This is a genomic window from Myroides odoratus (assembly GCF_965118575.1).
Classification (GTDB): Bacteria; Bacteroidota; Bacteroidia; order Flavobacteriales; family Flavobacteriaceae; genus Flavobacterium; species Flavobacterium odoratum_B.
Genome location: NZ_CBCPHW010000002.1, coordinates 40,281 through 58,210, shown reverse-complemented (window position 1 = coordinate 58,210; position 17,930 = coordinate 40,281). Strand labels below are relative to the sequence as shown.

The 17,930-nt window shown below is 36.3% G+C and carries 17 protein-coding genes; 11 read left to right on the top strand and 6 right to left on the bottom strand.

Annotated features, from left to right (window positions below; genetic code table 11):
* Positions 1–20: 20 nt before the first annotated feature.
* Positions 21–1,136 (bottom strand): TlpA family protein disulfide reductase, encoded by a 1,116-nt coding sequence (locus tag ACMHJ2_RS01690; protein ID WP_413511233.1) that lies wholly within the window; start codon positions 1,134–1,136, stop codon positions 21–23.
* Positions 1,137–1,367: 231 nt separating this feature from the next.
* On the opposite strand from ACMHJ2_RS01690, the gene ACMHJ2_RS01685 reads away from it, so the two are divergent.
* The 9 genes from ACMHJ2_RS01685 to ACMHJ2_RS01645 all read left to right on the top strand — a co-directional run bounded on the left by ACMHJ2_RS01685 (position 1,368) and on the right by ACMHJ2_RS01645 (position 9,009).
* On the top strand, positions 1,368–2,174 hold the full coding sequence (locus ACMHJ2_RS01685) for a DUF4349 domain-containing protein (protein ID WP_413511232.1): 807 nt from the start codon (positions 1,368–1,370) through the stop codon (positions 2,172–2,174).
* Positions 2,175–2,307: 133 nt separating this feature from the next.
* On the top strand, positions 2,308–3,408 hold the full coding sequence (locus ACMHJ2_RS01680; protein WP_413511231.1) for a Fic family protein: 1,101 nt from the start codon (positions 2,308–2,310) through the stop codon (positions 3,406–3,408).
* A 126-nt stretch (positions 3,409–3,534) separates the two neighbouring features.
* The gene (locus ACMHJ2_RS01675; RefSeq protein WP_413511230.1) at positions 3,535–4,713 is read left to right on the top strand and encodes an acyl-CoA dehydrogenase family protein; all 1,179 of its coding nucleotides are present in this window, start codon (positions 3,535–3,537) and stop codon (positions 4,711–4,713) included.
* 87 nt (positions 4,714–4,800) lie between these two features.
* Positions 4,801–5,571, top strand: a complete 771-nt coding sequence (locus ACMHJ2_RS01670; protein WP_413511229.1) for a DUF3050 domain-containing protein — start codon at positions 4,801–4,803, stop codon at positions 5,569–5,571.
* Positions 5,572–5,591: 20 nt separating this feature from the next.
* A complete protein-coding gene (locus tag ACMHJ2_RS01665) occupies positions 5,592–6,311 on the top strand; it encodes a 3-ketoacyl-ACP reductase (RefSeq protein WP_413511228.1) in 720 nt (239 codons plus the stop codon).
* 119 nt (positions 6,312–6,430) lie between these two features.
* Positions 6,431–7,129, top strand: a complete 699-nt coding sequence (gene mtgA, locus ACMHJ2_RS01660) for a monofunctional biosynthetic peptidoglycan transglycosylase (protein WP_413511227.1) — start codon at positions 6,431–6,433, stop codon at positions 7,127–7,129.
* 81 nt (positions 7,130–7,210) lie between these two features.
* On the top strand, positions 7,211–7,675 hold the full coding sequence (locus tag ACMHJ2_RS01655) for a hypothetical protein (protein WP_413511226.1): 465 nt from the start codon (positions 7,211–7,213) through the stop codon (positions 7,673–7,675).
* A gap of 161 nt (positions 7,676–7,836) precedes the next feature.
* Complete coding sequence (locus ACMHJ2_RS01650; RefSeq protein WP_413511225.1) at positions 7,837–8,310, top strand: Dps family protein; 474 nt, start codon at positions 7,837–7,839, stop codon at positions 8,308–8,310.
* A gap of 90 nt (positions 8,311–8,400) precedes the next feature.
* Positions 8,401–9,009 (top strand): DUF1684 domain-containing protein, encoded by a 609-nt coding sequence (locus tag ACMHJ2_RS01645; RefSeq protein ID WP_413511224.1) that lies wholly within the window; start codon positions 8,401–8,403, stop codon positions 9,007–9,009.
* A gap of 98 nt (positions 9,010–9,107) precedes the next feature.
* Here ACMHJ2_RS01645 and ACMHJ2_RS01640 read toward each other — a convergent pair whose 3' ends face one another.
* From ACMHJ2_RS01640 to ACMHJ2_RS01620, 5 genes are all read right to left on the bottom strand, one after another.
* Positions 9,108–11,213 (bottom strand): prolyl oligopeptidase family serine peptidase, encoded by a 2,106-nt coding sequence (locus ACMHJ2_RS01640; protein ID WP_413511447.1) that lies wholly within the window; start codon positions 11,211–11,213, stop codon positions 9,108–9,110.
* A gap of 125 nt (positions 11,214–11,338) precedes the next feature.
* A complete protein-coding gene (locus ACMHJ2_RS01635) occupies positions 11,339–11,860 on the bottom strand; it encodes a DUF4625 domain-containing protein (RefSeq protein WP_413511223.1) in 522 nt (173 codons plus the stop codon).
* Between the two features lie 26 nt (positions 11,861–11,886).
* Positions 11,887–12,246: a hypothetical protein gene (locus ACMHJ2_RS01630; RefSeq protein ID WP_413511222.1), complete on the bottom strand. Its 360-nt coding sequence runs from the start codon at positions 12,244–12,246 to the stop codon at positions 11,887–11,889.
* Positions 12,246–14,612 carry a TonB-dependent receptor gene (locus tag ACMHJ2_RS01625; protein ID WP_413511221.1) on the bottom strand — a complete coding sequence of 789 codons (2,367 nt, stop codon included), beginning with the start codon at positions 14,610–14,612 and terminating at the stop codon, positions 12,246–12,248. The genes ACMHJ2_RS01630 and ACMHJ2_RS01625 overlap by 1 nt, the downstream gene beginning before the upstream one ends.
* Before the next feature lie 70 nt (positions 14,613–14,682).
* On the bottom strand, positions 14,683–15,039 hold the full coding sequence (locus ACMHJ2_RS01620) for a DUF2946 domain-containing protein (RefSeq protein WP_413511220.1): 357 nt from the start codon (positions 15,037–15,039) through the stop codon (positions 14,683–14,685).
* A 514-nt stretch (positions 15,040–15,553) separates the two neighbouring features.
* Here ACMHJ2_RS01620 and ACMHJ2_RS01615 point away from each other — a divergent pair.
* Positions 15,554–16,747 carry an aromatic amino acid transport family protein gene (locus tag ACMHJ2_RS01615; protein WP_413511219.1) on the top strand — a complete coding sequence of 398 codons (1,194 nt, stop codon included), beginning with the start codon at positions 15,554–15,556 and terminating at the stop codon, positions 16,745–16,747.
* A 31-nt stretch (positions 16,748–16,778) separates the two neighbouring features.
* Complete coding sequence (locus tag ACMHJ2_RS01610) at positions 16,779–17,927, top strand: BamA/TamA family outer membrane protein (protein WP_413511218.1); 1,149 nt, start codon at positions 16,779–16,781, stop codon at positions 17,925–17,927.
* Positions 17,928–17,930 lie beyond the last annotated feature (3 nt).

Genomic DNA, 17,930 nt, shown 5'->3' with positions numbered 1-17,930 from the left:
CGATTGAAGGACATTTTCTATTATTCTAACCAGGCTTTGATATCCTCTTCCATATCTTCTGAATATCCCACTTGGATATTCTTTACCTTTCCTTGAGGGTCAAATAAAACATAATTGGGTGTACCTGTATTCCTATATTTCGCCAAAACGGTATCTAATCTGCCCTTTTTATTCCAGAGCAAAATCCCTTGATTTCCCTTCAGTTCATAGTACATATCCATGGTATCAAGTCTACTATCTACATAATACGTAACATAGGTGACTTTATCTTTGAGCTCTTCCGCCAATTTTGCTGTTTTAGGAGCTGCCTTTTGACAATAGCCACAATGCATGGTCGAAAAATCTAATAACACGTATTTTCCATTGAAAAAATCACTAAACTCTACCGATTTCCCTTGCTTATTCAAAGCACTAAAGTTGTAATACGCATCACCAATTTTCAATTCTTTATATTCCTGTAAGGTTTTTAAAAATTGTACTTCTGTTGTGTTTTCAAACTGGGGATCGACCAATTGCAACAATTCCCTCATTTGCTCATCCGTCAATTTAGCTGTAGTATACTGCAACATCGAACGCCCATAATCTGTATTAAGGTGTTCTTTTACAAATATAAAATCTCGTTCTGCTTGTTGATCAACAACCTGCTTCATTTTGCCCACAGGTTCAACCTCATTGTAAAAAACCTTAAAAAGACTATCTCTATCTACCCCATCCTCCAAAAGTTGCATTAGCTCATTTTGATACGTATCCATCAAATCACTTAAGTCTTTATTGATCAATTGATGCTCATATCGCAGCCCGTCATATTTCGAATCTAAGGCCTGAATCCTATGCGGGAATTGTTCGATGGAACCTTCAATACGCACCGATTCATTACCTAAATAAAAACTTGTATATTTAGAATCCTCAGCCTCATCGACATATAAATAAACCACTTGTGGAGCATCTACTACTTGCAACTCTACCTCAAAAATACCGTCTTTGGCTTGAAATTCTTTTTCTTGATCTCCCGCTATAAGGGTCCATTTTGCCTCATTTGAGATTCCTGCGATTTTTCCTTTGATGTGCAATTTCTCTTGGGCAAAAACAGTAAGGGACACCAATAAGAAAGAAAGTAATCCTATTTTCTTAAACATAACGTTTACTTAAATTATTAAAAACACATTCGCAATTTAACCTATTCTATTGAAATTTCAATTAACAAAACCGGAGACCTATTTCTGTCTTTCGCCTTTCGAAACCAAAATCACTATTTTTAGTAGTACTGAAGCTTCTTCTTTTCTCTCTCTTTTTTTATACCTTTACTTTGTGTATCTAAACTAGTTTTCTAGTTTAAGAACTAGATGAAATTTGCTAAAAAAGAAACTATGAAAAAAACGATTTCCCGTCTGATTATTGCCTTGTCTCTCCTGGTAACCCTATCGGCATGTAATCAAAAAACAAATCACGAGGCCAGTCTAGCTTTTGATGAAATGGCTCCTACTACAGCCCCTGCTAAAAATCTAGAAAACGCACAAACTGTAGAGCGCAAAATAATTCGAGAGGGAACGATTCGCTTTGAGACTGGCAATGCGGTCGAAACAAGAAAAAAAATCACGGAAACCGTTGCCCAATACAAAGGATATATCTCTCAAGACAATACGGATACCTATGGGGGTCGAACGGTACATACCTTAACCCTTCGAATACCCGCTGAAAACTTTGACACCTTACTTGCAACCGTATCGAGTCAAGCTAGTAATATAGAGGCCAAAGAAATCAAAGCTTTAGATGTAACAGAAGAATATATCGATGTTGAATCGCGCCTAAATACTAAAAAAGAATTAGAAAATCGCTATAAAGCACTTTTAACGAGAGCGAATAAAATAGAAGAAATTCTCGCTATAGAAAGAGAAATTGAATCTCTTCGTTCGGATATTGAATCCTATGAAGGAAGGTTAAACTACTTGAAAAACAGTATTTCATTTAGTACCTTATCGATTACCTTCCATGAAAAAGGGGAATCAACCACTTCTTTTGGCTTTGAGTTGTCAACGGCTTTTGCGGAAGGATGGCAGAACCTGGTTTCATTTACCTTAGGATTGTTCTATATCTGGCCGTTTATTTTGATCACAGTTGGTGTTTTATTCTTCGTGAGACGCAGACTGAAACGCAGAAAACAGAAAAATAAGTAATGAATAATAGGCCAAGCACATTCATAAGCTACACCCTATAAATCAACCTATTATAAAAAAATGAGCCGATTAGCGCGTTTAATCGGCTCATTTTTTTCGTATATTTGAGCCGATTAACTCCATTATTCGGCTCATGAATTACAATTGGCAACATAAAAACTGGCCCAACTTCAGTTATGATACTACTGCCCTAGATGCTGCTGTGTCGACTTTTACATTGGCATTTGGAGAAGTAAAAGGCATTCTTGATACCCTAAAAGAGGACGTTAAACAAGAAACGCTGCTTCAATTTATGCTAGATGAGGCAATGAAAACATCTGAAATTGAAGGAGAATACTACAGTCGTCGAGACATTCTATCCTCGATAAAAAACAAAATTGGGCTAGCCGTTCCCAAACATTTAATTTTTGATAAACGCGCTGAAGGAGTAAGTGAATTAATGGTCGAAGTTCGCGCTAGTTACCACATACCACTATCAGAAGACTTGCTTCAAACTTGGCATCAAATTTTATTTGCTCAATCCTTTACCGTCCGTTCTGGTTTTTACCGAGAAGGAACAGATCCAATGCAAATTATATCAGGATCATACGGAAGGGAGCTTGTACATTATGAAGCCCCCCCTTCGGGTCAAGTCCCGAAAGAGATGGAGCATTTCATTGACTGGTATACTCACTATAAGGTAGCTCCGCTAGATTTTAAAAATGCTTTAATTAAAACAGCTATTAGTCATTTGTACTTTGAATCTATTCATCCTTTTGAGGATGGCAACGGGCGAATTGGGCGTGCTTTGGCTGAAAAATGCTTAGCTGAATCTCTTCAATTCCCCCTGGTATTAAGTTTGTCCAAAACGATTGAAAAAGATAAAAAAACCTATTATTTAGCCTTAAAAGAAGCTCAAAAATCCCTCGACCTTACCGCGTGGATTATTTATTTTAGTCATATTCTTGTAGAGGCACAGCAACAAGCCAAGCAGACCATTCACCTTATTGTCAATAAAACTCACTTTTTGGATCTACATACCGCTCAACTCAACGAGCGCCAACACAAAGTCATCCTTAAAATGTTTGACCTAGGGCTTGAGCATTTTGAAGGGGGTATGTCTGCCAAAAAATACATGTCCCTAACAAAAACATCAAAAGCGACGGCAACGAGAGATTTACAAGATCTCGTAGAAAAAGGCATTCTTGTCCTAAGTGGCGCAGGTCGTTCGGTTCGTTATCACCTAACTGTATAGTTTATAGCTATACTTTGCCGTTAAGGCGTAAATTAACAGCAATTTACTTATAGTTTCACCTGCAAAAATTGCACATATCTAAATATTACTTATTTTTGTTGTCACAACTGATAAACTTAAGAATATATGAAACCAGATTTATTTCAGGCACCGGATTACTATCTTTTAGATGATTTACTTACCGAAGAGCATAAATTAATTCGCGATGCTGCGAGAGCATGGGTTAAAAGAGAAGTATCTCCAATTATTGAGGAATATGCTCAAAAAGCAGAATTCCCAAAACAAATTATCAGTGGATTAGCTGAAATTGGAGGATTTGGTCCTTATATTCCAACAGAATACGGCGGAGCAGGGTTAGACCAAATTTCATATGGTTTAATCATGCAAGAAATTGAAAGAGGTGATTCAGGTGTACGTTCAACTTCATCTGTACAGTCTTCTTTAGTTATGTATCCAATATGGAAATACGGTAACGAAGAACAACGCAATAAATACTTACCAAAATTGGCAACTGGTGAAATGATTGGTTGTTTTGGTTTAACAGAACCTGATCACGGTTCAAATCCAAGTGGAATGATTACCAATTTTAAAGATATGGGTGATCATTATGTATTGAATGGAGCAAAAATGTGGATTTCAAATGCCCCTTTCGCTGATATTGCAGTTGTTTGGGCGAAAAACGAAGAAGGACGAATTCACGGATTAATCGTAGAAAGAGGAATGGAAGGTTTCACAACTCCAGAAACACATAACAAATGGTCCTTGAGAGCTTCTGCAACAGGAGAGCTTATTTTTGACAATGTAAAAGTTCCAAAAGAAAATTTATTGCCAAACAAATCAGGATTAGGAGCGCCACTAGGCTGTTTAGATTCTGCTCGTTATGGTATTGCTTGGGGTGCTATTGGTGCTGCTATGGATTGTTATGATACCGCTTTGAGATATTCAAAAGAGCGTATCCAATTTGACAAACCGATTGGAGCTACTCAATTGCAACAAAAGAAATTAGCTGAAATGATTACTGAAATCACGAAAGCACAACTATTAACTTGGCGTTTAGGTGTTTTGAGAAATGAAGGAAGAGCTACAACTGCTCAAATTTCTATGGCAAAACGCAACAACGTTGCCATGGCTTTAGAAATTGCTCGTGATGCACGTCAAATGTTAGGTGGTATGGGAATCACAGGTGAGTATTCAATTATGCGTCACATGATGAACCTTGAATCAGTAGTAACCTATGAAGGTACACATGATATCCACTTGTTAATTACAGGTATGGATGTAACAGGTTTCCCTGCATTTAAATAATAATCTATTCTTAAATAGATAAACTTTATATAAAGAGCTTCTCCTAACCGAGAAGCTTTTTTACTTTTGTATAAATCTTTACTCCTTATGAATATTCAAACCGTCAATCAACTGATTACAACTGAGCGCCAAACGCTACTAGAACATCCTTTATATCAAAAAATTACGACAATTACACACTTGCAAAAATTCATGGAAGGCCATGTATATGCGGTTTGGGATTTTATGTCTTTATTAAAGGCTTTGCAGCAAAAATTAACCTGCACTACAGTACCCTGGTTTGCTTCTCCTTATCCTCAAACGCGTTATTTAATCAATGAGATTGTATTAGCGGAAGAATCTGACTTAGCGTTGGATGGACAGCGTTTGAGCCACTTCGAAATGTATATTGATGCCATGCTAAGCGCCAAAGCAGATGTAAATACAATAGAAACGTTCATTGGTCATTTACAAACAGGAAGTGACCTTAACGAAGCCCTTACAGCCTTACAGGTAGAGCCAGAAATCAAAGCCTTTTTAACCTTTACCTTTGAGGTTATTGCACAAGGTAAACCGCATGAAATTGCTGCAGCATTTACGTTTGGTCGTGAAGATTTAATTCCAGCGATGTTCACCGAAATACTCCAAGGTTTTCAACTTAACTTTCCAGCAACAGATTTGTCAAAATTAATTTATTATTTTGAAAGACATATTGAATTAGATGGAGATGAACACGGCCCTATGGCGATGCAAATGATTACAGAACTTTGCGGTTCTGATGACCAGAAATGGCAAGAAGTAGTTCACATATCCAAAGAAGCTTTACAAAAGAGGTATGGCTTATGGAATGCTATTGAACGCACCATCGAAACAAATTAATTACTAAAAAATAAAAAGCTATGCATACACTAAAAGGAAAAAATGCCATCATCACAGGTGGTGGAAGAGGTTTAGGAAAAGCAACTGCACTGGCCTTTGCTAAAGAAGGAATCAATGTTGCTATAACAGGTAGAAATGAAGCGCGTTTAAAACAAACCGTTGAAGAACTTATAAACTTAGGCGTAAAAGCTACGTATGCACAATTTGATGTGGTAGATAAAGAAGCGGTTCGATCAGAAATTGCCAAAGTCATTGCTTTTCTAGGCGGGATTGATATCTTAGTCAACAATGCTGGTATTTCAGAATTTGGGAAATTTGTAGACATGCCCGCTGAGCGTTGGGAAGAAATCCTCCTAACCAATGTAATGGGGGTTTACAATGTAACCCGTGAAGTATTGCCGCATTTAATCGATCAAAATGAAGGCGACATTTTCAATGTTGCTTCTACCGCTGGATTAAATGGAAATCCTACAACGTCCGCTTATTCTGCTTCAAAATTTGCGGTTATCGGTTTATCCGAATCCCTGATGAAAGAAGTGCGTAAAAACAACATTCGCGTTTGTACCTTAACGCCAAGTACGATTGCATCGGATATGTCTATTGAATTAGGTTTAACAGATGGAAATCCAGATCACATCTTGCAACCTGAAGATTTTGCAGAATTAATCGTAGCAGCGTTAAAATTACCGCGAAGAGCGATGTTAAAAACAGCCTCTTTATGGACGACAAACCCCGTATAAAACACCAATAAAAGCTATCTCAATCGGGTAGCTTTTTTATTGCATTTTTTTTTCTTACTACAGATTGCAATTCACAATATGTTACTACCTTTGCAAAAGTTTTCATATGTTATAAATCTATGGTTCGCAAACTTCTACGTCTTCTTCTAAGGCTTATTTTGTGGTTCTTTGCTATAAGCATCCTTTCTGTTATTGTATTCCGTTTTGTTCCGATTCCTTACACACCGTTGATGTTTATAAGGTTATACGAGCAAAAAAAGGAAGGCAAATCCTTTACTTTGGAACACGATTGGGTATCGTTGGACAAAATTAGTCCCAACTTACAAAAAGCAGTCATCGTCAGTGAAGATGGACACTTTTTAAGTCACAGTGGTTTTGATTTTAAAGCCATTGAAAAGGCGATGAAGAACAACGAGAAGGGAAGAAAAATCAAAGGGGGGAGTACCATTTCTCAACAAACGGCCAAGAATGTGTTTCTATGGCCAGGACGAAGTTATATTCGAAAAGGATTTGAAGCCTATTTTACTGTTTTAATTGAATTTTTATGGTCCAAAGAACGCATATTGGAAGTCTATCTCAATAGTATTGAAATGGGCAATGGCGTTTATGGGGCTGAAGCAGCTGCGCAACACTGGTATAAAAAGAGTGCCGCTAAGCTAACCCCACATGAAGCAGCAGGAATTGCAGTAATCCTACCGAATCCTCGAAAATACAACCCTATAAAATCTGGGCCTTATGTCAGTAAACGCAAACAGACAATTGCGCGATACATCAATGGGTATGGTCCTTTGGATTTGAAAAAATCGAAAAAGAAATAAAAAAAATTCACCTTTTCAATCAATTATTTTCATATAAACTAGATTTTTCATAACTTGTAGTCAAACTCAAATTAGTTTGTTATGAAAAAAATTGTATTATCATTAGCTATTGGTGGATTATTATTCGCTACAGCTTGTAAAGACAACAAATCTGAAGCTATCGAAAATGAAACAATAGCGACAGAATTATCAGAAGGAAAATCTGAAGCTGAGGTTAAGTATGAAGAAGCCAAACAAGCGCTTGAAGAAGCCGTAAAAAGCGGAGACAAAGCAGCAGAAGCGGCAGCTAGAAAAACCTTAGATGATGCTCAAAAAGCTTGGGAAACCACAAAAAACAAAACAGAAGAAGTGGTAAACAAAATGGGAGAGAAAGCAGATGAATTGAAAAAAGATGCTGAAAACTCCTTAGACGAAGCCAAAGACAAAATCAATGAGGTAAAAGACGACGCGAAAGATAAAGCGGACAAAACAAAAGAAAAAGTAAATGAAGCTGCAAAAGAAGCCCAAAAAGGTTTAGAAAATGCCGCTGATAAATTGAAAAAATAACAAGAAAAAGGACCTGGAAACAGGTCCTTTTTTTATGTCCCATACCAACGGATTCTTATAAAGAATCAGAAAAAATAATATTTTATCTTTTATTTATTATTTAACTCCATGGTTTTCTCTTCTTTTTTTCGTAATTTGTAAACAACTAAAAATCAAATACTATGAAAACAAACATTGGTCTAAAAGACGAGTCAAGACAAAAAATAACCGATACACTTGCTAAATTACTTGCAGATGAATTTGTACTTTTTACAAAAACTAGAAAAGCACATTACAACGTAGAAGGTATCGATTTTCATTCCATGCATCTATTTTTTCAATCCCAATATGAAGCTATTGAAGAATATATTGACGAGGTAGCGGAGCGCATTCGCCATTTAGGGCATTATGCACCTAGTACATTAAAAGAATACCTCGCTTTAACGCATTTAACAGAAACAAGAGATAATGAAAGTAATGACAGTGCATCTTGGATTAAAGACTTATGCAAGGATCATGAAGCGATTATTATTTTCTTGAGAGAAAACATTGATGCCATTGATGCTTTACACGATCAAGGTACCGCAGATTTCCTAACGGGTCTGATGGAAAAACACGAAGAAGCAGCTTGGATGTTACGATCACATATCAAGTAATCTCCATTCTTTTATTATAATAAAGGTTTGTCTTTAAAAGGCAAACCTTTTTTGTTATTTTTACGGCAACCCAGAACAAGATAAAAAATAATGAAACGATTAATTATGCTCGGTGCTATACTTTTAGTACAGCTCGCCTGCACAGCCCCCAAAACTGAAAAAGACAAAGCCCTAATATTTCAAAAAAGCTTAAACAAAGAATTTGCTGCTAAAGAAACCTCACCACTAGTACCTGATGCTTTGAAAAAATTTAAAGGCCTGGATTTTTTTCCCGTCAATGAGCGTTTTATTATTGAGGCAACCTTCACTCGTACCCCCGATGAAGTGCCTTTTGAAATGCCAACAACAACGGAACGCAAACCCATTTATGTCAAATATGGGGAAGCTACCTTTTCCCTAAATGGAAAACAACATACCCTTGCCCTTTTTCAAGATATTAATTTACGCAATCAAAAAGAATACGAAAAACATCTATTTCTACCTTTTACAGATCTAACTTCAGGCGTTAGTACTTATGGAGGGGGTCGCTATATTGATTTAGAAATTCCCGAAGGAGAAATGATTATCTTAAACTTTAATTTAGCTTATAATCCCTATTGTGTGTATAATCCTAAATTCTCCTGTCCAATTCCTCCCGCACAAAACGATATTAATGCCGAAATTAATGCAGGTATTAAAGATTATAAAATGGTGAAGTGATGGTGATGGGTTATGGGTGAATTTTCTGAAATATATGATTTACACAATAAAAAAAAAGCTTGAGTTAGACTCAAGCTTTTTTATTTTCAATTCAATATTTATTTCAATTTCTTTATTCCCATACTATACAAAGTGAATGCTTGTAAGTCGACGTTCTCTTGAATTTGTTGCGCGATTGATTTACCTGCACCATGTCCGGCATTGGTTTCAATGCGAATCAACATTGGGTTATTTCCGTTGTTTTTCGCTTGTAATTCTGCAGCGAATTTAAAACTATGTGCAGGTACAACGCGATCATCATGATCTCCCGTTGTCACCATCGTAGCAGGATAGGCTTCTGCTTTTACATTGTGCAAAGGAGAATATCCTTTTAAGTAGTCAAACATCTCTTTGCTATCTTCAGCTGTTCCATAATCATAAGCCCAACCAGCACCAGCTGTAAACGTATGATAACGCAACATATCTAATACACCAACTGCAGGTAAAGCAACTTTCATTAAATCTGGACGCTGTGTCATCGTAGCTCCAACCAATAATCCTCCATTTGATCCTCCGCGAATAGCTAAGAAATCAGATGAGGTATATTTATTGTCAATTAAGTATTGAGCTGCAGCAATGAAATCATCAAATACATTTTGTTTTTGCATTTTTGTTCCTGCTACGTGCCAAGCTTTTCCATATTCGCCACCCCCTCTTAAATTTGGTACCGCATATACACCTCCATTTTCTAACCAAATGGCATTAGCAATACTAAAAGAAGGCGTTAAGCTAATGTTGAAACCTCCGTAAGCATATAACATCGTTGGATTTTTACCATTCAGCTCAATGCCTTTTTTATAAGTAATGATCATCGGTACTTTTGTTCCATCCTTAGAAGTATAAAATACTTGTTTTGATTCATATTGAGAAGAATCAAACTTTACTTTCGGTTGTTCATATACTTTAGAAGCACCATTGGTCACATCTAAAGCATAAATTGTTCCTGGTGTAATGTAGTTTGTAAATGAATAATACAACGTTGTCTCTTCTTTTTTACCATCAAATCCACTCGCTGTTCCAATACCTGGTAATTCGATCGTTCTTACTTCTTTTCCAGTGTAATCGTATTGTTTAACCATAGAAACCGCATCTTTCAAATAGCTAGCAAAAATATACCCACCGCCTTTGGTTGGGGATAGTACATTTTCTGTTTCTGCAATGAAATTAGCCCAATTTGCTTGTTGTGGTTTAGTAGCATCTACCATTACCACACGTGAATTAGGTGCATTAAAATCTGTTACAATATACAATTTACCGTCTTTGCTATCCAACACACTGTTACTACTGTCAAAATTGTTAACTAGCGTTACAATAGGGCTATTCGCTTTTGTAAGATCTTTGATATACAATTCATTTCCATACGTAGAAGTAGCAGCAGAAATCACCAAATATTGATTATCTCCGGTTACAGACCCGCCTACATATCTTCTCTTTTGAGCTGCACCAAAAATAAGAGCATCTTCTTTTTGAGTAGTACCTAATTTATGGTAATACAATTTATGTTGATCCGTTTTGGCAGATAATTCACTTCCTTCTGGTTTATCATAGCTTGAATAGTAAAATCCTTCATTCTTAAACCAAGAAACGCCACTAAACTTAACATCTACTAAAGTATCTCCAATAACTGCTTTCGTTTCCGTATCAATCACGATAACTTTTCTCCAGTCGCTTCCTCCTTCAGAAATGGCATAAGCAGCTTTGCTTCCATCTTCAGAAAAATCTATACTTCCTAAAGAGGTTGTACCATCTTTAGAGAATTTATTAGGATCTAAAAATACTTCTTCTTTTCCAGCAGCATCTTTACGATACAAAATCGATTGATTTTGTAACCCATCATTTTTGAAAAAATACGTGTATTTCCCTTCTTTAAATGGAGCACTAATTTTTTCATAATTCCAAGCTTCCTCCATTTGTTTTTTCAATTGGTCTCTAAATGGAATTTGTGCTAAGTAACCATACGTTACTTCATTCTGTGCTTTTACCCATGCTGCAGTTTCATCCGAACGGTCGTCTTCTAACCAACGATAAGGATCCGCTACCTCAACGCCAAAATACGTATCCACTACCTCACCTTTTTTCGTTTCAGGGTATTGAATATCTACGGCTTGTTCTTTCGCCCCTTCATTTTTACATGAAATAATCAAAGTTGCTACAAGAAGTGTCATAAGCGATTTTCTCATAAAAATAATTATGTTTTAAGTTTCTTTAAAAGTAAATATATTAATAATTAATGCAAAAGCAAGGCATTACACCTTGCTTTCTACAAATATAAACCAATTAAGGCGGACTACTAATGTGCGTGGTCGTGATCGTCGTGGTCGTGATCGTGGTCTCCACCATCACCTTCACCACTAGGAACGATTTCGATGTTTCTAAATACCATCGTTTGGTTCCCTGATTTATCTAAAACTTTTACAGCAAAATGATATTTCCCAGGGGTTGCATTTTCAGCAATGATAATTTCATGATGGTGAATCTTATCATTTTTAACACCACCTAAATCCCAGGTATTATTATAAGTAAAAGGTTTTGTTTCTACAATTGCTTTTAATGCATGTGTATGGTTTTCTCCTGAATGGTCATGTCCATCAAAATTATTGTGGATATCCACATTGTATGAACCTAAGCCTTCATTGTCAGAGACAATCATATCAAAATGAATGTCTTTTCCTGCTTCTAACTTCGCTCCTTCTGCAGGGGCTACTAAATTTACTTCTGGCTTTTGTGTGTCTGTATTATCATCACTTGAACATGAGGTAAAAGCGAATAAACTTGCGATTGAAACGACAGCTAAATATTGTATTTTTTTCATTGTTTTAAATTTTAAAATGATTTGTATTATTTGTAAAAATGTGTTGTTCCCAGTTTGTTTACCCTTTGCCCCGGTGGGCCCCGATTAAAATAAAAAAAACTAGGTTGTTGTTCTACAATTTTACTTGCTGTTAAAACAGTGCTTCTGTATACAAATAGGGGGACAATTTCAATAAAAATACAAGGTACTTCAACCGCTGGATGAATCTTGAATAAGTCTTGATCACAGTAGTGTACTTTACTACCATCAATCCATTCTAATCCACGAGTTCGCTTTCCAAATTCATGCTCAATAACAACATAGTGTAGTAAATTGCTAATCAGCGGAATAAAAAAGATTACACTTAAAACAAAATACTTACTAACACCTATGTTAGTTTTTTTCATTAAAAAGGAATTTGTAGCATTAACTGAATCGATCTTCCTAATTCTGGAATTCCCAAGGGTCTGTAAAAACTCATGTGGTTCAATATTTTGGCATCAAAAATATTGGTGGCTGTCAAACTTGCTTTTGCCTCCACGCGTCCTACGTGAAGCGTCGAGGAAATTCCCAAACCGTAACTTTGTGAACTTGGGGTAATTTCTTCTCCTTGTGCAATTCTCTTCTGTTGCGCATACCATTTTCCATTGATAAAAATTTCCGAATCTTGAAAAACACTCCAATTGGGAAGGGTATAGCTCACCTGTCCAAAAAAGTTAGCCGGGGTTGAAAAAGGCAATGGATAATTTCCTGTTTTACCATTGTCTAGCTGTTTGTTGTAGATAAATTCAAACACCCCTTCTACTGTTAATCGATCCCACAAACGTTGCTCCGCTTTCCATTCGAATCCCGTGATTAACGCTTTAGATTGGGTGTATTCATAAATTTGTCCACTATCTGGCAAAATAGAAAATGTTCCCGTAGGTTTTAAAAAGATATAATTGGTAAAATAATACGCATATGGGCTTATAGTAGTACTGAATGTTTTGGTTTGATAGGTCGCTCTAAAGTCAAAAGCAATTCCCTTTTCAGGATCTAAATCTGGGTTTCCTTTCTCATGGCGAAAAGCTCCGTGATGTACTCCATTTGAGGCTAACTCAATAGCGGTTGGGAAACGGAAATTGGTTCCTATTGTTGCACCGATATTAAGTTGATCTGTCCAATCGTACTTCGCGCCAATCATTCCATTGAAACTACTAAAACTGCGATTTTGCTTTTCACTGCGTTGGGCGTAATTCGAGGCAACAGCAGAAGATTGTCCTTTATCAATCAAATAATCATATAGAATTGTATCGTAAAAAGGTTTCACTTCTATACTGGCATAGTCTGCACGGATACCTGCTTCCCATGTGAGGCGCTCATTGACAAAATACTCGTACATCCCAAATGCACCTACGCCTATTTTATTAAATTTAGGCAATAGAAATCCATAACCGCCAATGGTATTATTTTGATAATTTTGTTGGACGCCAACGGTTAATTTGTGTTCATTGGTAAATAGATGCTCGTACTTTACAGCCGCATCAAATGTATTCAAGACAAACTCCAATTCTAGGTTTGGATTTTTTTCTGGTGGACTTTGATTAGCAAAATGGGTATGAAACAAGCTATTTTCTTGTCTCTTATTATTTTGAAAAGCAAGTAATACAATCAATTTTTGATTCGCATCAAAATCCCAAGTTGCCGTATTGGTAACCTTAAAGTGGTTCACCGATTGATTGGGTAATTCTATATTTCTGTGGTTGCCATCCTCTTGCACAGCTGCAATATTAGGTATACCATGTGCTCCAGGAAAGAAACCACTTTTATCATATACATTACTGATACTTAGTATGTTTCTAAATTTAGTATCTACATAGCCTATTTGTCCATATAGGGCTAAATTATTTCCGGCTGTATTTTTCATACGCCCTCCTTCGATGGGAATAATCGTATTTAAGTAATCAATCTGTTTGATAGGAACCCGATAATCTCCATAATCTTGTCCTGTCACTTTTAACTTATAAAAGAAGCGTTCCCCTCTTTGTTTTACTTGAACAGAGGCTCCTACGGCATCATTTACTGATTTGCCATAGACAAGAGTTCGTCCCTCAAAGGAATGGACTTGTGGGATTTTTTCGTTGTTAATTTTAATTACACCTCCAATGGCATCACTGCCATATTCAATAGTACCGACGCCTTTGATGACTTCCACTTCTTCAGTGCTAAAGGCATCAATTTCTAAGCCGTGATCGGCTCCCCATTGTTGTCCTTCTTGTTTAGCTCCATTTTCTGTAACAGCCACGCGATTAAATCCCAATCCCCTAATAACGGGTTTGGATGCACCTGCCCCTATATCCATGGCATTAACACCTGCTACAGATTCTAGTGTTTTCGCTAAAGAACCTGCAAATTTGTCTACTAACTGCTGATTGGATACTTTATCAACATGTTGTACACTGTGTTTGGCCTGGCTAGCAACGACAACCTGATCGAGTAGCGTTGAACTCTCTTTTACATGTAAATCTAATTCTTGATTGGATTGAATCTCCAATTGGGTAGTCAATGTTTCAAATCCAAGATAAGAAACGACTAATTGATAAAAACCTTTTTCAATAGGTTTGGTTTGAAATCTTCCTTTAGCATCTGTCATAAAGGCTTGATTTCCTATAGTTAGGGTAGCGCCAATTAAGGCTTCACCATGGTAATCCGAAACTCTCCCTGAAACCGTATATTGCTGAGCAAAAATACTGAAAGAGAACAACAGAGCAATCCATGTACATAGAATTCTCATAGTATACAATACGTTTTAATTAATGAAATAGTGGTCAATGCAATAGATTGACGAACTAAAAATCGAGGAATTAAACCGTAACTGGAGGGGCGCGAAGGGAATAGTAAACGTGAGATAAAGGAGTAAATAACAGTATTTTCTCCTCTTGTACTTCTTGAATGGTTTGGTAAACCACACTTTGCCATTCTATTTGAATAGGAACTAATCCTGAAGTAGGAATACTATCACAGGCAAAACAATGGTCAGAGTGACTGTGATCTTCTGTAAGTTGACTACTTGTATCACTTCCTCTTTTTTCAATATAATGTGCATGGGTACGATGTTCCTGTTCATAAGCAACAGCGGCAGAAATATGTTGATAGCTATGCACTAATTGGAATACAGTGGTAAACAAAAAAGCTACCACTAATAAAATCCTTGCTATCATTTTTTTTCTACTCATCGTAAGACAAATATAGTACAGAATATTTAGTTAGAAGTAATTTTTATATTTTTTTTACAACCTATTCATTCTATCAAATTGATTATCAAAATTTTATGTATTTTATAAAAACCCTCTTTTCACTGATTCCCTTTTTATTTATAAAATACAAATCGTATTGTTTCCGACAATACCAACTACTTAATGACTTCTCATCCCTTATCCATGGGTTACAAACAGATAAAAAGTTGAGTATGCCTCTCCACTACCGCTTTTGACACAAGCGCATCTATACCTTAAGTAACTTCTGTCGATTATATTTTAAAAAACAGATAATGCACAATTTCTAGGTAAAAAAGAGATTAATCGAGTCAAACTCTTTTCAAAAAAGGGTTATCTTTAATCTATAGAATTTCTGTTTTTAAACAATTAACTCCTTTTCACACAACAAATTCTCTTACCATTAAAAGAATAAGCCTAAAAGCTTTTTATCTTTGTAGCTCGTCAAAATTTTAAACGTATGAACAGTAAATTGATCGGTAGCATCTTACTAATTGCAGGCTCTTGTATTGGAGGAGGAATGCTTGCTATGCCAATAACATCAGCAGGTGTTGGTTTTTGGGGAACCACTTTACTTCTGTTTGTTATTTGGTTTGCTATGTGCTATACCGCTTTACTGATGGTCAAAATATATGACTTCAATACTCCGACAGCTGGTTTTAATACGTTAACCAAAAAATACACGGGCTCTTTTATCAATAAACTAGCAGGCTTTAGTCTCATGTTTTTGATTTATGGTTTAACGGCCGCCTATATGTCGGGAGGAGGAACAATTGTGAAAGCGAATATTGATCTTTTGTTGGATACGAATTTCGATACACATACCGCCATTTTAATTTTCTCACTCCTTTTTAGTGGAATCGTCATCATTGGTACGCAATGGGTGGATTGGTTATCACGTGGCCTGTTTATTGCTAAACTTATTTTTTTAGTTTTACTCGTAACCTTATTATTCCCTTTTGTCAAACAGGCTAATTTATTACCCCCCCCCCTATCACTTAGTATAACCCTAACAGCCATACCCGCTATCTTTACTTCTTTTGGTTTTCACGGCAGTATTCCGACCATAGTAAACTATCTCGGTGGAAATAAAAAGCAATTAAAACTTGCCTTTATTATGGGTAGCTTACTTCCTCTTGTCATCTATTTGATTTGGCAGATTGTGGTTTTGGGCAGTATCGATCAAACGCGATTCATGCAGATTCTCAATGGAAACTCAGAATTAAAAGGACTTATTTTGAGTATTCGTGAAATGTCAAATTCGGTTCATATCGAAACCTTGTTTAGTTTATTTGCTGCTACTGCTTTGGGAACTTCTTTTTTAGGGGTAAGTATTGGTCTTTTTGACTATTATAAGGATATATTCAAACAAAAGAAACAAGCCTGGATAACAACAAGTACCTCGGGCTTATTGACCTTTATTCCTCCTTTGCTTTTTGCTTTATTTTATCCGGAAGGATTCATTCTTGCCCTAGGTTATGCTGCAATTGCCGGCGTAATCTTAGCTTTGTTTATTCCTTCCTACTTATATATAAAAGCGATGGCTTATCACAACCAAAAAATAAGCCTTGCCCAATTTACCGTGATTATACTTATTTTTATCTTAGCAGCTATTGTTATTTGTGCCCAGATAAAAATTGCTTTACAACACTAAAAACACAGCATAAAAACACTTTACATAAACCATGAAAAATACAAATCATCTAGTTTTACTGCTAGTTTTTTTTAGCACCTTGTGCTCGTATGCACAAACAGAGCTAACTAAACCTAGTGATACGCTAGAACCTAAAAAGTTTTTTGAACGGGTTGTTCATTACTTTGAGGAAGCTAAAAAGGATAAATCTCAAAGTAAATTTGACTTGTCTTTTATTGGTGGGCCTAGTTATTCTGTAGATACTAAGTTGGGATTGGGAATCGTTGCTTCTGGTTTATATCGCCTTGATCCCGATAATCTAAACCTATCGCCTTCCAATGTATCTATTTATACCAATATTACAACTAGTGGCTTTTTTGCCATTGGCGTAGAAAACAACACCATTTTTCCGGAAGATAAATTCCGAATTAATTCGGATATATCCTTTACCTATATGCCTAGTAAGTATTATGGGGTTGGGTATGAGGCAGGCGCGTCTAATGACTATTCAAAATACAATGAATATCGCTTATCCCTCAAAGCAGACTTTTTAGCGGAAGTCATCCAAAATGGTTATATTGGCCTTACCTTTACAGCTCAAAATCTAAAAGGAAGTGATTTTGAAAGAATTGAATTTGAACCTCTTGAAAACCTTACGACAACTTTGGTTGGTGGGGGCTTAATTTTCACTTACGATACGAGAGATTTTATTCCCAATCCAGATAAGGGAATATTCTTGCAATACCAACAAACTTTTTTTTCAAGAACCTTGGGGAGCAACCTTCATTTTAGTAGCATTGAAACTACCGCAAGATACTTTCAACGTCTAACCCCTAAATCGGTTTTAGCTTTTGATTTTAATGGTATTTTCAACAATGGGGATGTTCCCTGGAATAGGATGGCTCAGCTTGGTGGTGCCAGACAAATGCGCGGTTATTTTATAGGGCAATACCGCGATCGAAAAGAACTAAACAGTCAAGTTGAATTGCGTCAAAAAATATACAATCGCCATGGCTTTGTCGTTTGGGGTGGGGTCGGTGCTATTTTTGATAAATTCAAAAACGCTACCTGGTCAGAAGCTCTACCAACCTACGGTATTGGTTACCGATGGGAATTTAAAAACCGCGTGAATATCCGCTTTGACTATGGAATTGCAAAAGGACAAAGTGGCTTCTATTTTAATATAAATGAAGCTTTTTAAGAT

Bases quoted from the DNA above. Each gene is read 5' to 3' on its own strand.
- ACMHJ2_RS01690 (WP_413511233.1), bottom strand. From the start codon at position 1,136: ATGTTTAAGAAAATAGGATTACTTTCTTTCTTATTGGTGTCCCTTACT.
- ACMHJ2_RS01685 (WP_413511232.1), top strand. From the start codon at position 1,368: ATGAAAAAAACGATTTCCCGTCTGATTATTGCCTTGTCTCTCCTGGTA.
- ACMHJ2_RS01680 (WP_413511231.1), top strand. From the start codon at position 2,308: ATGAATTACAATTGGCAACATAAAAACTGGCCCAACTTCAGTTATGAT.
- ACMHJ2_RS01675 (WP_413511230.1), top strand. From the start codon at position 3,535: ATGAAACCAGATTTATTTCAGGCACCGGATTACTATCTTTTAGATGAT.
- ACMHJ2_RS01670 (WP_413511229.1), top strand. From the start codon at position 4,801: ATGAATATTCAAACCGTCAATCAACTGATTACAACTGAGCGCCAAACG.
- ACMHJ2_RS01665 (WP_413511228.1), top strand. From the start codon at position 5,592: ATGCATACACTAAAAGGAAAAAATGCCATCATCACAGGTGGTGGAAGA.
- mtgA (WP_413511227.1), top strand. From the start codon at position 6,431: ATGGTTCGCAAACTTCTACGTCTTCTTCTAAGGCTTATTTTGTGGTTC.
- ACMHJ2_RS01655 (WP_413511226.1), top strand. From the start codon at position 7,211: ATGAAAAAAATTGTATTATCATTAGCTATTGGTGGATTATTATTCGCT.
- ACMHJ2_RS01650 (WP_413511225.1), top strand. From the start codon at position 7,837: ATGAAAACAAACATTGGTCTAAAAGACGAGTCAAGACAAAAAATAACC.
- ACMHJ2_RS01645 (WP_413511224.1), top strand. From the start codon at position 8,401: ATGAAACGATTAATTATGCTCGGTGCTATACTTTTAGTACAGCTCGCC.
- ACMHJ2_RS01640 (WP_413511447.1), bottom strand. From the start codon at position 11,213: ATGACACTTCTTGTAGCAACTTTGATTATTTCATGTAAAAATGAAGGG.
- ACMHJ2_RS01635 (WP_413511223.1), bottom strand. From the start codon at position 11,860: ATGAAAAAAATACAATATTTAGCTGTCGTTTCAATCGCAAGTTTATTC.
- ACMHJ2_RS01630 (WP_413511222.1), bottom strand. From the start codon at position 12,246: ATGAAAAAAACTAACATAGGTGTTAGTAAGTATTTTGTTTTAAGTGTA.
- ACMHJ2_RS01625 (WP_413511221.1), bottom strand. From the start codon at position 14,612: ATGAGAATTCTATGTACATGGATTGCTCTGTTGTTCTCTTTCAGTATT.
- ACMHJ2_RS01620 (WP_413511220.1), bottom strand. From the start codon at position 15,039: ATGATAGCAAGGATTTTATTAGTGGTAGCTTTTTTGTTTACCACTGTA.
- ACMHJ2_RS01615 (WP_413511219.1), top strand. From the start codon at position 15,554: ATGAACAGTAAATTGATCGGTAGCATCTTACTAATTGCAGGCTCTTGT.
- ACMHJ2_RS01610 (WP_413511218.1), top strand. From the start codon at position 16,779: ATGAAAAATACAAATCATCTAGTTTTACTGCTAGTTTTTTTTAGCACC.